At 75.5% G+C, this 13,415-nt stretch carries 14 protein-coding genes; 12 read left to right on the top strand and 2 right to left on the bottom strand.

The window, feature by feature from the left end:
- Positions 1–38: 38 nt before the first annotated feature.
- Positions 39–863 (bottom strand): pentapeptide repeat-containing protein, encoded by an 825-nt coding sequence (locus ACI79A_RS04520; RefSeq protein WP_457080550.1) that lies wholly within the window; start codon positions 861–863, stop codon positions 39–41.
- On the opposite strand from ACI79A_RS04520, the gene dacB reads away from it, so the two are divergent.
- The 10 genes from dacB (at position 792) to ACI79A_RS04570 (ending at position 10,638) form a co-directional block, all read left to right on the top strand.
- Complete coding sequence (gene dacB / locus ACI79A_RS04525) at positions 792–2,693, top strand: D-alanyl-D-alanine carboxypeptidase/D-alanyl-D-alanine endopeptidase (RefSeq protein WP_457080552.1); 1,902 nt, start codon at positions 792–794, stop codon at positions 2,691–2,693. The genes ACI79A_RS04520 and dacB overlap by 72 nt on opposite strands.
- A 73-nt stretch (positions 2,694–2,766) precedes the next feature.
- On the top strand, positions 2,767–3,861 hold the full coding sequence (locus ACI79A_RS04530) for a zinc-dependent metalloprotease (protein ID WP_457080368.1): 1,095 nt from the start codon (positions 2,767–2,769) through the stop codon (positions 3,859–3,861).
- A 1-nt stretch (position 3,862) separates the two neighbouring features.
- Entirely contained in the window at positions 3,863–4,897 is a 1,035-nt protein-coding gene (gene tilS / locus ACI79A_RS04535) for a tRNA lysidine(34) synthetase TilS (RefSeq protein WP_457080370.1), read from the top strand.
- Between the two features lie 2 nt (positions 4,898–4,899).
- Positions 4,900–5,499, top strand: a complete 600-nt coding sequence (hpt, locus tag ACI79A_RS04540; protein ID WP_457080372.1) for a hypoxanthine phosphoribosyltransferase — start codon at positions 4,900–4,902, stop codon at positions 5,497–5,499.
- A gap of 222 nt (positions 5,500–5,721) precedes the next feature.
- Positions 5,722–7,713 (top strand): ATP-dependent zinc metalloprotease FtsH, encoded by a 1,992-nt coding sequence (ftsH, locus tag ACI79A_RS04545; RefSeq protein ID WP_457080374.1) that lies wholly within the window; start codon positions 5,722–5,724, stop codon positions 7,711–7,713.
- On the top strand, positions 7,710–8,369 hold the full coding sequence (gene folE / locus ACI79A_RS04550) for a GTP cyclohydrolase I FolE (protein WP_457080376.1): 660 nt from the start codon (positions 7,710–7,712) through the stop codon (positions 8,367–8,369). Before ftsH ends, folE begins: the two co-directional genes overlap by 4 nt.
- The gene (gene folP, locus ACI79A_RS04555; protein ID WP_457080378.1) at positions 8,366–9,223 is read left to right on the top strand and encodes a dihydropteroate synthase; all 858 of its coding nucleotides are present in this window, start codon (positions 8,366–8,368) and stop codon (positions 9,221–9,223) included. Before folE ends, folP begins: the two co-directional genes overlap by 4 nt.
- A 76-nt stretch (positions 9,224–9,299) precedes the next feature.
- Positions 9,300–9,644 carry a dihydroneopterin aldolase gene (folB, locus tag ACI79A_RS04560; protein ID WP_457080380.1) on the top strand — a complete coding sequence of 115 codons (345 nt, stop codon included), beginning with the start codon at positions 9,300–9,302 and terminating at the stop codon, positions 9,642–9,644.
- Positions 9,641–10,144 carry a 2-amino-4-hydroxy-6-hydroxymethyldihydropteridine diphosphokinase gene (gene folK / locus ACI79A_RS04565; protein WP_457080382.1) on the top strand — a complete coding sequence of 168 codons (504 nt, stop codon included), beginning with the start codon at positions 9,641–9,643 and terminating at the stop codon, positions 10,142–10,144. The genes folB and folK overlap by 4 nt, the downstream gene beginning before the upstream one ends.
- The gene (locus ACI79A_RS04570; protein WP_457080384.1) at positions 10,141–10,638 is read left to right on the top strand and encodes a DUF3180 domain-containing protein; all 498 of its coding nucleotides are present in this window, start codon (positions 10,141–10,143) and stop codon (positions 10,636–10,638) included. The genes folK and ACI79A_RS04570 overlap by 4 nt, the downstream gene beginning before the upstream one ends.
- 76 nt (positions 10,639–10,714) lie before the next feature.
- On the opposite strand, the gene ACI79A_RS04575 is transcribed toward ACI79A_RS04570, so the two are convergent.
- Complete coding sequence (locus ACI79A_RS04575; protein ID WP_457080387.1) at positions 10,715–11,899, bottom strand: ABC transporter ATP-binding protein; 1,185 nt, start codon at positions 11,897–11,899, stop codon at positions 10,715–10,717.
- Between the two features lie 29 nt (positions 11,900–11,928).
- Between ACI79A_RS04575 and ACI79A_RS04580 the strand changes: the two genes are divergently transcribed.
- Positions 11,929–12,624, top strand: a complete 696-nt coding sequence (locus ACI79A_RS04580) for an ABC transporter permease (RefSeq protein WP_457080389.1) — start codon at positions 11,929–11,931, stop codon at positions 12,622–12,624.
- The gene (locus ACI79A_RS04585; RefSeq protein ID WP_457080391.1) at positions 12,621–13,337 is read left to right on the top strand and encodes an ABC transporter permease; all 717 of its coding nucleotides are present in this window, start codon (positions 12,621–12,623) and stop codon (positions 13,335–13,337) included. Before ACI79A_RS04580 ends, ACI79A_RS04585 begins: the two co-directional genes overlap by 4 nt.
- The last annotated feature ends 78 nt before the right edge of the window (positions 13,338–13,415 follow it).

Raw genomic sequence — 13,415 nt, forward strand, 5'->3', positions numbered from 1 at the left:
ATAGTGTGGCGCACGAGCGTCCGCCGTGTGGGCGGAGGTCACTCCGGGGGGTGGGGGAGATCTCGTCGAGTCCGCAGGACGAGCCGTCGGACCAGCCGTCGGAGGCGGGTGACGGAGCGGCCCCGCAGGGGTCGGAGCCCTCGGGCGGAACAGCCCCCGCGACGGTTCCGGACGACGCCGCGGCGGCGTCGCCGGCGGAGGTCGACGAGCCCCGTGCGGACGCCGAGGCAGTAGCAGCCGTCCCGGACACGCCCCCCTCGGGCACCGACGAACCGGGCACCGAGGAACCGGGCACCGACGAACCGGGCACCGACGAACCGGGCACCGAGGAACCGGGCACCGAGGAACCGGGCACCGACGAGCCGCCGGCGGACGTCGCACCAGAGCCCACCATCGCCGAGCAGGCGGCCACCGCCCAGCAGGCGGTCGAGGCCGCCGCCGCGGAACGCGTCGCCGCCGACCAGCTGGCCGCCGAGGCCGCCGAGGAGGCGGAGGCGCGACGGGCGGCCGCCGCGCAGGCCGCGGCCGATCTCGCCGAGGTCAAGCGCTGGATCGCCGAGCGCGCCGCCGCGGAGCAGGCCGCCGCCGAGGAGGCCGCGCAGCCCAGCGCGGAGGACGAGGAGGCCGCTGCCGCCGCCAAGGCCGCCGCGGACCTCGCCGAGGTGCGCCGCTGGGCCGCGGAGAAAGCGGCGGCCGAGCAGGCCGCCGAAGAGAAGGCCGCTGCCGAGCAGGCGGCGTTCGAGCAGGCCGAGGTCGAGCGCGCCGCCGCGCTGCAGGCGGAGGCCGACCGGATGGCCGCCGAGCGGGCCGAGGTGGAGCAGGCGGTGCTCGCCGAGGCGGCCGCCCGGCGCGCCGCGGAGCAGGAGGCGGCCGCCCGCGCCGCCGACGAGGCGGAGGCCCGCCGGACGGCGGAGCGCGAGGACGCCCGCCGGGCTGCTGAGCAGGCGCAGGTCGACCGGCTCGCTGCCGAGCAGGCGGAGGCCGACCGCCGCCGAGCTGCCGAGCAGGCTGCCGCCCGCGCCGACGAGCAACGGGCCGAGGACGCACGCGTCGAGGCGGCGCGGGCCGAGGCAGTGCGCGCCGATGCCGAGCGACGAGCAGCCGGCCCGCGGCCGGCCCCCGGTCCCGCCGCGCCGGGCGCCACCCCGCTGGCGGCCCTGCCCGGGCAGCCGGCCACCGGCGCCCGGCCCACTCCCGGACCCCGCCCGACACCCGCCCCGCGCCCCGCTCCCGCGCCGAGGGCCGCCCCGGAGTCCGCCCCCGCCGGCGCAACGGCTGCCGCACCGCCCACCCGTCGCGGCCGCCGGACCGGCGCTCGCCGCCGGCGCAGGGCGCTGCTGGCCGCGCTGCTGGTCCTGGTCGTCGCCGCGGTGGCCGTGGTGGTGGCCCTCCAGGTCACCGGGAACCGCGGTGGGGGTGAGCTGGCCGAGGGCGCCGAGCAGGTGCCCGACGCCGTCCTCCCGGTGCTCACCGACCCCTCGCCGGTGCTCACCGAGCTGTCCGGCAGCGCACCGCTGCCCGACCCCGCCGTGCTCAGCGGCGTGCTCACGCCGCTGCTGGCCGACCCGGCGCTGGGCAGCGGCCTCTCCGCGCAGGTGGTCGACGTCGCGACCGGCGGCGTCCTGTTCGACCTGGACGGCACCGACCCGGGCACCCCCGCCTCCACCGCCAAGCTGCTCACCGCGCTGGCCGCACTCACCACCCTCGACCCGGTCGACACCCTGACCACGACCGTCGTCGCCGGCGCCACGCCCGGGGAGGTCGTGCTGGTGGGCGGCGGTGACCCCACCCTGTCGACCACCGAGCCGTCGCAGAACTACCCGGGCGCGGCCACCGTCGCCGAGCTGGCCGCCGAGGTGCAGCAGACCCTGGGCGACGCCCCGGTCACCCGGGTGGTGGTCGACAACTCGCTGTTCAGCAGTCCGCTCACCGCCCCCGGCTGGGGAGCCGGTGACGCGCCGTCCACGTACGCGGCGCCGGTCACCGCGACCGCCGTCGACGGCGCCCGGGTCGACCCCGACGGCCCGATGCGCAGCGGCGCCCCCGGCACCGACGCCGGCCGGGCACTGGCCGCGGCGCTGGGCGTTCCGGAGGCCCCGGTCGCGCTGGGGGATGCCCCGGCCGGCGCCCGCACCCTCGGCAGCGTCGAGTCCGCTCCGGTGGTGCGGCTGGTGGAGCAGGCGCTCACCGAGTCGGACAACCTGCTGGCCGAGTCGCTGGCCCGGCACGTGGCGATCGCCCGGGGCCTCCCGGCCGACTTCGCCGGGGCCGCGCAGGCGGTCGTCGACGCGGTCGCCGACGCGGGCCTGGACACCACGGGTGTCGTGCTCAGCGACGGCAGCGGCCTCTCCAGTGCCGACCTGGTGCCCGCCCGGCTGCTCACCGACCTGCTGCGCAGCGTCGCCGACGGCAGCATCCCCGGCACCGGCGGCGTGCTCAGCGGTCTCCCGGTGGCCGGGTACGACGGCACCCTGGCCGAACGCCCCGGTGTCGGCGCCGGTCAGGCCGGGGCCGTTCGGGCCAAGACCGGCACGCTCAACGGCGTGCACGACCTGGCCGGGACGGTGCTCACCGACGACGGCCGGCTGCTGGCCTTCGCCGTGCTCGCCGACGGGGCGACGGGCGGGCTGGTCGCCGCCGAGGCGGCCCTGGACGAGGTCGCCACCGCCCTGGCCGCCTGCGGCTGCCGTTAGGCCCCCTGCCGGGTCCCGCCGCGAGCTTGCGAGTGGTGGGGAGCAGGGGGTCCTTCAGGCGTACGTTGACCGCATGAGCCGCTCCTCGTCCCTCGTCGACTGGGACCTCGCCGGCCGCACCGCCCGCCGCCTCACCTCCTCGGGTCCGGAGACCTCCCGGGAGGAGGCCGCCGACGTCGTCGCCGAGCTGCACCGCGCCGCCGCGACCGCCGTCGCGCACGTCGAGGGGCTGACCGGCCTGCACCCGGTGCCCGGCGGGCCCGAGCCGGTGGTCGCCGTCGTCGACCGGCCCGGCTGGGTCGACGCGAACACCGTCGGCATGGCCGCGCTTCTCGACCCGCTGACGGAGGGGCTGCGCGCCGCCCAGGGCAGCACCCCGCCCGGGCCGCTGGCCACCGCGATCGGGTCCCGCGCCACCGGCGTCCAGGCCGGCGGGGTGCTGGCGTTCCTCTGCACGCGGGTGCTCGGCCAGTACGAGGTGTTCGGCACCGGCGGCCGGCTGCTGCTGGTCGCGCCCAACATCGTCGAGACCGAGCGGCGCCTGGGCGTCGACCCGACCGACTTCCGGCTGTGGGTCTGCCTGCACGAGGTCACCCACCAGCTGCAGTTCACCGCCGTCCCGTGGCTGCGCCCCTACCTCGAGGAGCAGGTGCAGGCCTTCGCCTCGGCCACCGACCTCACGCCCGACGTGCTGCGCGAGCGGCTCACCGACCTGCTGCGCAGCCTCGGCGACGCGGTCCGCGGCGGCACCGACGACGGCGCCCCGCAGGGACTGATGGCGCTGGTCCGCGGCCCGGAGCAGCGGGCGGTGCTCGACCGGGTGACCGCGGTGATGAGCCTGGTCGAGGGGCACGCCGAGTTCGTGATGGACGGCGTCGGACCGGACGTCGTCCCCTCCGTGCGCACGCTGCGCAAGCGGTTCGCCCAGCGCCGCAAGGGCCGGGGGCCCATCGACCGGGTGCTGCGCCGGCTGCTCGGGCTGGAGCAGAAGATGCAGCAGTACGCCGACGGCCGGGTCTTCGTGGCCGGTGTGGTCGAGCTGGCCGGGATGGACGGGTTCAACCAGGTGTGGGCCGGCCCGCAGAACCTGCCGCTGGTCGAGGAGCTCACCGACCCCGCCCGCTGGGTGGAGCGCGTGCTGGGCAGCCGCCCGGCCGTTCCCGCCTGAGGTGGCCGGGCCGCCCCCGGCGGTCGCGGTCGTCCGGCACGCCGTCCGCGCCGGCCTCCGCCGCTCGGACCGGCCGGTGCTGGTCGCCTGCAGCGGGGGAGCGGACTCGGTCGCGCTGGCCTCGGCGCTGGCCTTCGAGGCGCGCGACGCCGGCGTCCGGGTCGGTGGCGTGACCGTCGACCACGGGCTGCAGCCCGGCTCGGCCGCCCGCGCCGACGCCACCGCGCACCTGCTGCGCGGGCTCGGCCTCGACCCGGTGCTGAGCGTGCGCGCCGAGGTGGGGGACGACGGTGGCCCGGAGGCCGCCGCCCGGGCCGGCCGCTACGCCGCCCTCGCCCGGGTGGCCGGCGAGCACGGGGCCCGGGTCGCGCTGGGCCACACCCTCGACGACCAGGCCGAGACGGTGCTGCTCGGGCTGGGCCGCGGGTCGGGCCCGCGCTCGGTGGCCGGCATGGTCGCCGAGCGGGTCGCGGACGGCGTCCCCTGGTGGCGGCCGTTCCTGGACGTCCGGCGGGCCACCGCCCGGCAGGCCTGCGCCGACCAGGGCCTGCCGGTGTGGGACGACCCGTGGAACACCGATCCGGCCTACACCCGGGTGCGGCTGCGGACCGAGGTGCTGCCGCTGCTGGAGGAGGTGCTCGGCGGTGGGGTCGCCCCGGCGCTGGCGCGCACCGCCGGGCTCCTGCGGGAGGACCTGGAGGCCCTCGACGAGCTCGCCGCCGCCCGGCTCGCCGCGCTGCTCGTGGACGGCGGGCTGCCGGCCGGGCCGGTGGCCGAGCTGCCCGACGCGCTCCGCCGGCGGGTGCTGCGCGGCTGGCTGCGGTCCGCCGGAGTCCCCGATCTGCAGGCGGTCCACCTGCGCGCGGTCGACGCCCTGCTCACCCGCTGGCGCGGTCAGGGCCGGGTGGACCTACCCGGTGGCGCGGGGGTGCTGCGCTCGTCTGGCAGGCTGGTGCTGCGGTCCGGCGCCGGGCACCCCACCGCCCGGCACGGCACCGCCACCCCCCGCACAGCCGAACTCTCAGAGGAGCCCTGACCGTGAGCGAGCCGACCACCCCCGGAGCGCAGGGCACCGGGCAGTTGGGCCCCGACCACGGCTACGGCCCCGACATCGACCACGTGCTCCTGTCCGAGCAGCAGATCCAGGACAAGATCGAGGAGCTGGCCGCGACGATCGCCGCGGACTACGCCGGCCGGGAGGTGCTCCTGGTCGGGGTGCTCAAGGGCGCGGTGATGTTCATGTCCGACTTCGCCCGGGCGCTGCGGCTGCCCACCCAGATGGAGTTCATGGCCGTCTCGTCCTACGGCAGCGCCACCAGCTCCTCGGGTGTGGTGCGCATCCTCAAGGACCTGGACCGGGACATCAGCGACCGGCACGTGCTGGTGCTGGAGGACATCATCGACTCCGGGCTCACCCTGTCCTGGCTGCTGAAGAACCTGGGCGGTCGGCGGCCGGCGAGCCTCGAGGTGTGCACCCTGCTGCGCAAGCCCGACGCGGTGAAGGTCGACGTCCCGGTGAAGTACATCGGGTTCGACATCCCCAACGAGTTCGTCGTCGGCTACGGGCTCGACTACGCCGAGCGCTACCGCGACCTGCCCTACATCGGCACGCTCAAGCCCGAGGTCTACTCCTCCTAGCAGGAGGACCCCGCTGCCCCCGACGCGGGCACGCCGGCGGCTTGCCCCCTGCAGCGGGGCCGGGGTCGCGACGAGCGGGTGCACAGGTCCCGCGGTGTACCGTCGTGCCAACGACGTCGCCCCGCGGCGGGCTGCCGCCTCCGTCCGCGTGCGGCGTCCTTGCGACGATCAGGAGGGTCGACGGGCGGGCCGGGTACGTCCCGGGTGGCCCGGCATCGGTGTATGGAACGTAAGAAGATCTTCCGCTCGGTCTGGTTCTGGGTCCTCGTGGTCGTCGCGCTGGCCTTCATCGGCTCCAGCTTCTTCCGGGGCAACGACGGCTACGACGAGGTCTCGACGTCGACCGCGCTCGCCCAGATCGAGACCGGGAACGTCACCTCCGCGACGATCAACACCACCGAGCAGACGGTCGACCTCGACCTCGAGAACCCGGTGGAGGGGAGCCAGCAGGTCAGCGCCTCCTACCCGGTGGCGCTCGAGGAGGACCTCGTCGGCCTGCTGCGGGACGCCGACGACGAGTTCGACACCACCGTCACCCAGACCAGCCTGCTCACCAGCCTGCTGGTCAGCTTCCTGCCCTTCCTGATCCTGCTGCTGCTGCTGTTCTGGCTGTTCAACTCCATGCAGGGCGGCGGCCGGGGAGTGATGGCCTTCGGCAAGTCCAAGGCCAAGGTCGTCAGCAAGGACACCCCGAAGACGACGTTCGCCGACGTCGCCGGCGCCGACGAGGCGATCGAGGAGCTGCACGAGATCAAGGAGTTCCTGCAGAACCCGGTGAAGTTCCAGGCGATCGGCGCCAAGATCCCCAAGGGCGTGCTGCTGTTCGGGCCGCCCGGTACCGGCAAGACGCTGCTGGCCCGCGCGGTCGCCGGCGAGGCCGGGGTCCCGTTCTACTCGATCTCCGGCTCGGACTTCGTCGAGATGTTCGTCGGCGTCGGCGCCAGCCGGGTCCGCGACCTGTTCACCCAGGCGAAGGAGAACGCCCCGGCGATCATCTTCGTCGACGAGATCGACGCCGTCGGGCGGCAGCGCGGCGCGGGCATGGGTGGCGGGCACGACGAGCGCGAGCAGACCCTCAACCAGATGCTGGTGGAGATGGACGGCTTCGACGTCAAGGGCGGGGTCATCATGATCGCCGCCACGAACCGACCGGACGTCCTGGACCCCGCGCTGCTGCGCCCGGGCCGCTTCGACCGGCAGATCGCCGTCGACCGCCCGGACCTGGCCGGCCGCGTCGCGGTGCTCAAGGTGCACGCCACCGGCAAGCCGCTGGCCGACGACGTCGACCTGGAGACCGTCGCCCGCCGCACCCCCGGCTTCACCGGCGCCGACCTGGCCAACGTGCTCAACGAGGCCGCGCTGCTCACCGCCCGGCACGACGGCACGGTGATCACCGACGCCGCCCTCGAGGAGGCGATCGACCGGGTCATCGCCGGCCCCGAGCGCAAGACCCGGGCGATGAGCGAGAAGGAGAAGAAGGTCACCGCGTACCACGAGGGCGGCCACGCCCTGGTGGCGCACGCGCTGCCGAACACCGACCCCGTGCACAAGGTGACGATCCTGCCGCGCGGGCGCTCGCTGGGGCACACCCTGGTGCTGCCGACCGAGGACAAGTACACCCAGACCCGCTCGGAGATGATCGACACCCTGGCCTACGCGCTGGGTGGCCGGGCCGCCGAGGAGCTGGTCTTCCACGAGCCCACCACCGGTGCCGGCAACGACATCGAGAAGGCCACCGCGATGGCCCGTTCGATGGTCACCCAGTACGGCATGAGCGCCAAGCTCGGCGCGGTCAAGTACGGCAGCACCGACTCCGAGCCGTTCCTCGGCCGGGACATGGGCTCGCGGCCGGACTACTCCGACGCGGTCGCCGCCGACATCGACGGCGAGGTGCGGGCGCTCATCGAGGCCGCGCACGACGAGGCGTGGGAGATCCTGGTCGAGTACCGGGACACCCTCGACCAGCTGGTGCTCGAGCTGATCGAGAAGGAGACCCTCTCCCGCGAGGACATGGCGCGGATCTGCGCCGGGGTCGCCAAGCGGCCCTCGCTGGCCCCGTACAACGGCTTCGGCAAGCGGACGCCGTCCCAGCGCGGTCCGGTGCTCACCCCCGCCGAGCAGGCCGCGGCGCAGAACGGGCACGTCAACGGCAGCTCGACGCAGGGCAACCCGAACCCGGTCGGGGACGTGGGCGCCCCGGCGCAGGGCCGGTGAGCGTCCGGCAGACCGGGGGCGGGCGCGAGGTCGACGGCGTCGGGCAGGACCGGGTCACCGGCGACGTCGTCGGCGACCTGCGCCCGGGCCGGATCGACTCCGCCCGGGCCGAGGCCGCCGTCCGGGAGCTGCTGCTCGCCATCGGCGAGGACCCGGACCGGCCCGGCCTGGTCGACACCCCGGCGCGGGTGGCCCGGGCGTACGCCGAGGTGTTCGCGGGCCTCGACCAGGATCCCTACGACGTCCTGGCCACGACGTTCGCCGAGGACCACGACGAGATGGTGCTGGTCAAGGACATCCCCATGTACTCGACCTGCGAGCACCACCTGGTGCCCTTCCACGGGGTCGCGCACGTCGGCTACATCCCCGGCTCCGACGGCCGGGTGACCGGGCTGTCCAAGCTGGCCCGGCTGGTCGACGTCTACGCCCGCCGACCCCAGGTGCAGGAACGGCTCACCCGCCAGGTCGCCGACGCGCTGCACGACGTGCTCAAGCCGCAGGGCGTGATCGTGGTGATCCAGGCCGAGCACCTGTGCATGTCGATGCGCGGCATCCGCAAGCCGGGGTCGTCGACGATGACCTCTGCCGTGCGCGGGGTCTTCCGGGACAGCGCGGCCACGCGCAGTGAGGCGATGAGCCTCATCCTGCAGCGGTGAACCTCGCACTGCCGCGTCCCGGCCGGTGCGTGGTGATGGGCGTCCTCAACGTCACGCCGGACTCCTTCTCCGACGGCGGCACGTTCGCCGACCAGGACGCCGCGATCGCGCACGGCCTGCGGATGCACGCCGCCGGCGCCGACTACGTCGACGTGGGCGGTGAGTCGACCCGGCCCGGCGCCGACCGCGTCGACGCCGAGGAGGAGTGCCGCCGGGTCGTGCCGGTGGTCCGCGAGCTGGCCGGCGCCGGTGTGCGGGTGAGCGTGGACACCACGCGCGCGGAGGTCGCCGAGGCGGCCCTGGACGCCGGTGCCGTGCTGGTCAACGACGTCAGCGGGGGGCTGGCCGACGCCGGCATGGCCCGGCTGGTCGCCGACACCGGGGTCCCGTGGGTGCTCATGCACTGGCGGGGGCACAGCCGGGAGATGCACGCGGCGGCCCGCTACGGCGACGTCGTCACCGAGGTCGCCGCCGAGCTGACCGCCCGGGTGGAGGACGTCGTGGCGGCCGGCGTCGACCCCGCGCAGCTGGTGCTGGACCCCGGACTGGGTTTCGCGAAGAACGCCGAGCACAACTGGGCGCTGCTCGCCGGGACGGACCGGCTGGTCACCCTCGGGCTGCCGCTGCTGGTGGGCGCCTCGCGCAAGACGTTCCTGGGCCGGCTGCTGGCCGGCCCGGACGGCACCGTCCGGCCGGTCGAGGGCCGGGAGGCGGCGACGACGGCGATCACCGTGCTGGCCGCGCAGGCCGGCGCGTGGGGCGTGCGGGTGCACGACCCGGTGCAGTCGCTGGATGCGATCAGGACGGTGGCGGCCGTGCAGACCGCCCGGAGCGGAGGGACGCACCATGGCTGATGAAGGACCCCGTCCCCCTCACCCCTCGCAAGCTCGCGGCGAGCCTCTGGACGGGGCCAGTCCCGACCGGATCACCGTGCACGGGCTGACCGGGCACGGCTTCCACGGGGTGTACCCCGAGGAGCGCGAACGCGGGCAGACGTTCCGGGTGGACGCCGTGCTGGAGCTGGACACCGCCCCGGCGGCGGCGATCGACGACCTCACCCGGACGGTCAACTACGCGGAGCTCTCCCAGCGGCTGCACGCGCTCCTCGTCGGCGAGCCGGTCGACCTGCTGGAAACCCTCGCCCAGCGGCTGGCCGACCTCTGCCTCGGGTACGGGATCGTGCAGGCCGTGGAGATCACCGTGCACAAGCCGCAGGCCGACCTCGGCGTCCCCGCCGACGACGTCACGGTCGCGATCCGGCGCGAGCGCGAATGAGCCGCGCCGTCCTGTCGCTGGGAGCCAACCTGGGTGACCGCGCGGGCACGCTGCGCCGCGCCACGGAGTCGCTCGCCGGGCAGGGGCTGGTGGCCCGATCGGTGCTGTACGAGACGCCGCCGTGGGGGCCGGTCGAGCAGCCGCCGTACCTGAACGCGATCGCCGTCGTGCGGGGCGACCGGGACGCCGCCGGCTGGCTGGCGCTGGCCGCCGAGCTGGAGCAGGCGGCGGGCCGCACCCGGGAGGTGCGCTGGGGCGCCCGCACGCTGGACGTCGACGTGGTCACGGTGACCGCCGACGACGGCACCCCGGTGCTCTCCGACGACCCGGAGCTGACGCTGCCGCACCCCCGGGCGCACGAGCGGGCGTTCGTGCTGGTGCCGTGGCTGGCGCTGGACCCCGGTGCCCAGCTGCCCGGCCACGGGGCGGTGGCCGACCTGCTCGCCGCGCTGCCGGCCGACGACGTCGACGCGGTGGTCCGCTGGGAGCAGCTGGCGTGAGCCCGGTACGCCGGCGTGACCTGCTGGTCCTCGCCCTCGGCCTCGCCGTGGCGTCCTGGCTGGTGGTGCGGGTCGCCTACGGCTCGCTGCCCGCCCTGTCCTGGTGGCTGCCGCTCCCGCTCGGGGTGCTCGCGGTCGCGGAGGCGTTCGGCGCGCGCACGCTGCGGGCCCGGCTGAGCGCGCAGCGGGAGCGCCGGCCGTCACCGAACGGGTCGGCCCGCCCGGTGGAGCCCCTGCTGGTCGCCCGGCTCGCGGTGCTCGCCCAGGCCAGCGCCTACGTCGGTGCGGTCTTCGCCGGGGTCTGGGGCGGGCTGCTGCTGCACACGCTGCCGGCGCTCGGGCAGCTGCGCGCCGCCGCGGGCGACTCGGTCACCGGAGCGATCGGCGTGGTCCTCGGGGCCGGGCTGGTCGCCGCCGCACTGTGGCTGGAGCACGTCTGCCGGATCCCGCCCGACCGCGACGACGAGGGCACCCCCGGCGGCGCCCGCGCGTAGTGGATCGGTCGGCCAGGTGGCCCCGTCCAGAGGCTCGTCCCGAGCGTGCGAGGGGTGAGGAGGACGGGGTCCTTTCTCAGACCCGGGCGGCCCCGGCCACCTCGGGCGCTCTGCCCTCCACCGAGCGGCGCAGCGCCGCGTGCAGCGACTCGGGGGTCAGCACCCCGCAGAACCGGTCGCCGTCCAGCACCGCCACCCAGCCGGCCTCCAGCTGCAGCATCGTGGCGAACGCGGTCTTCAGCGTGGCGTCGACCGGCACCCAGGCCTCCATCCGCCGCGCCGCGCCGCGGACCGTGCCCACCCCGGCGGCGCGCTCGGCGGAGATCCAGCCGTGCAGCCGCTGCGCGTCGTCCAGCACGACGGCCCAGCGGGCCCCGGCGTGCGCCAGCGCCGCCCGGGCGTCGGCCAGCCCGTCGTCGACGTGCACCACCGGGGGCTGCTCCAGGTCCCGGAGGTCGATCCCGGTGACCGCCAGCCGCTTGAGCCCGCGGTCGGCGCCCACGAAGTCGGCGACGAACGGGGTGGCGGGGGCGCCGAGCAGCTCCGCCGGCGGGGCGAACTGCTCGACGATGCCCCCCTCGCTCATCACCGCGATCCGGTCGCCCAGCCGGACGGCCTCCTCGATGTCGTGGGTGACGAAGACGATGGTCTTGCGGACCGCCTGCTGCAGCCGGAGGAACTCCGTCTGCAGGCGCTCCCGCACGATCGGGTCGACGGCGGAGAAGGGCTCGTCCATCAGCAGGACGCCGGGGTCGGCGGCCAGCGCCCGGGCCACCCCGGCCCGCTGGCGCTGCCCGCCGGAGAGCTGGTGGGGGTACCGGTCCCCGAAGGTGGCCGTGTCCAGCCCGACCAGCTCCAGCAGCTCATCCACCCGGTCGCGGGTCCGGCGCTTGTCCCAGCCGAGCAGCCGCGGGACGGTCGCGACGTTGCGCCGCACGGTCTGGTGCGGGAAGAGGCCGACGTTCTGGATGACGTAGCCGATCCGCCGGCGCAGCTGCACCGGGTCCACGGAGGTGACGTCGTCGTCGCCGAGCAGGATCCGCCCGCTGGTCGGCTCGATGATCCGGTTGATCATCTTCATCGTGGTGGTCTTCCCGCAGCCGGAGGGGCCGACCAGCACGCTGAGCTCGCCCGCGGCGAAGGTCAGGTCCAGCTCCCGCACCCCGACGGTGCCGTCGGGGTAGCGCTTGCCGACGCCGTCGAGCCGGATCTCCTCGGCTGCGGATCCTGCGGGAGATCCGGACTGGGCAGTAGCGTCCACGAGGTGGCCTTCCTGGCAGGCGCCCGGTGGTGAGCGCGGCGAGCGATCTCGTGCTCGCGGTCGAAGCGGCGCCGAACCCCTGGTTCGACCCCTCCTACGTGACCCGGAACTGGGACACCATTGTGGACCTGGCGGGCGAGCACGTCAGGCTGACCGTCGCCGCCGTGCTGCTGGGGGCGGTGATCGCGCTGCCGCTGGCGCTGCTGGCCCGGCGCAGCCGGTGGCTGGCCGGCCCGGTGCTGGGCCTGTCCACGCTGATCTACACGATCCCGTCGTTGGCGATGTTCGCCTTCATCGCGCCGGTCACCGGGCTGACGGCGACCACCGTGCTCGTCGGGCTGGTGCTGTACTCGCTGGTCATCCTGGTCCGGAACTTCCTCGCCGGCCTCCGGTCGGTGCCGCCGGACGTGCGGGAGGCCGCCCAGGGCATGGGTTACGGGCCGGCGCGGCTGTTCTGGCAGGTGGAGCTGCCGCTGGCGCTGCCCTCGTTCGTCGCCGGGCTGCGGGTCGCCACCGTCTCCACCGTCGCGCTGGCCACCGTCGGGGTCATCGTGGGGCACGGGGGGCTGGGGCAGCTGATCGTCGGCGGCTTCAACGCGAACTTCTACCGGGCGGAGATCGTCACCGGCGCGGTGGGCTGCGTGCTGCTGGCGCTCTTCGCCGACCTGCTGCTGGTGGTGGCCGAACGGCTGCTCACGCCCTGGGCCCGGCAGGCCGCGGCGTGAACCTCTGGCAGGAGGCCCTGCAGTACCTCAACGACCCCTACAACTGGACGCGGCCGAGCGGCATCCTGGACCTGCTGGTCGAACACCTGCGGATCTCCGGCGTCGCGGTGCTCGCGGCGGTCCTGCTGGCCGTGCCGCTGGGCGCGCTGCTGGGGCACACCGGCCGGGGCGGCGGGTTCACCGTCGCGCTGTCCAACGTCAGCCGCGCGGTGCCGACCCTGGCGCTGCTCACGATCTTCGCCGTCACCCCCATCGGCTTCGGACCGACGGCGACCACCATCGCGCTCGCCGTCTTCGCGTTCCCCCCGGTGCTGACCAACACCTACGTCGGCTTCCGCGGCGTCGACCGGGACGTGGTGGAGGCGTCCCGGGCGATGGGGATGAGCGAGCGGCAGGTGCTGCTGCGGGCCGAGCTGCCGCTCGCCACCCCGCTGCTGATGACCGGGGTGCGCACGGCCGCGGTCCAGGTGGTCGCCACGGCGACGCTGGCCGCGCTGGTCGCCGGGGGCGGGCTGGGCCGGATCATCAACCTGGGGTTCGGCCAGCAGGACTACGGCACCGTGCTGGCCGGGGCGCTGCTCGTGGCCGCCCTGGCGGTGCTCACCGAGGTGCTGCTCGCGGCGCTGAGCTGGGCGCTGACCCCCGGGGAGCGGCAGCTGCCGTGGACCCGGCTCCGGCTGCGCCGCCAGGCGCCGGCGACCTCCCCCCTCTGACCGCGGGTCACGGAACGGCAACGGGTCACCCGCGCGGTTGCGGTGCCGGTCCCCGGCGAGTTGGGTTGTGCGCTGCGG

This window comes from Modestobacter sp. SYSU DS0657, assembly GCF_054050925.1.